This is a genomic window from Dellaglioa sp. CoH-55-MRSF-6, from assembly GCF_056782215.1.
This window is the reverse complement of record NZ_JBXAYJ010000017.1, coordinates 1-486: the sequence shown is the minus strand read 5'-3', so window position 1 is coordinate 486 and position 486 is coordinate 1. Positions and strand designations below refer to the sequence as shown.

Sequence of the window (486 nt, the reverse complement as noted above, 5' to 3'; positions counted from 1 at the left end):
GCAGGATTTGAACCTACGACCTTCGGGTTATGAGCCCGACGAGCTACCAGACTGCTCCATCCCGCGATAATATTAAAAAGGAGGATAAGAGATTCGAACTCTTGCGTGGTTTGACCCACCTGACGGTTTTCAAGACCGTTCCCTTCAGCCAGACTTGGGTAATCCTCCATAAAAAATTAAAAATCTACTTGAATCAGCTACAAGTAATGGACCTTGTAGGACTCGAACCTACGACCGGGCGGTTATGAGCCGTCTGCTCTAACCAACTGAGCTAAAGGTCCAAGCTTCTTACGTAGAAAATAGCGGTGAAGGGGATCGAACCCCTGACCTCCCGGGTATGAACCGGACGCTCTAGCCAGCTGAGCTACGCCGCCATAAAATAAAAACACATAATAAATTTTGGCAATCTATTAATCGGGAAAACAGGATTCGAACCTGCGACCCCCTGGTCCCAAACCAGGTGCTCTACCAAGCTGAGCTATTTCC

4 tRNA genes are annotated in these 486 nt (G+C 48.1%); all 4 read right to left on the bottom strand.

Going from position 1 to position 486, the window contains the following annotated elements:
- Positions 1-78: 78 nt before the first annotated feature.
- Positions 79-168, bottom strand: a tRNA-Ser gene (locus tag AC1RPK_RS07605).
- Between the two features lie 39 nt (positions 169-207).
- Positions 208-281: transfer RNA gene (locus tag AC1RPK_RS07600), tRNA-Ile, on the bottom strand.
- 19 nt (positions 282-300) lie between these two features.
- A tRNA-Met gene (locus tag AC1RPK_RS07595) sits at positions 301-374 on the bottom strand.
- Between the two features lie 40 nt (positions 375-414).
- A tRNA-Pro gene (locus AC1RPK_RS07590) sits at positions 415-486 on the bottom strand.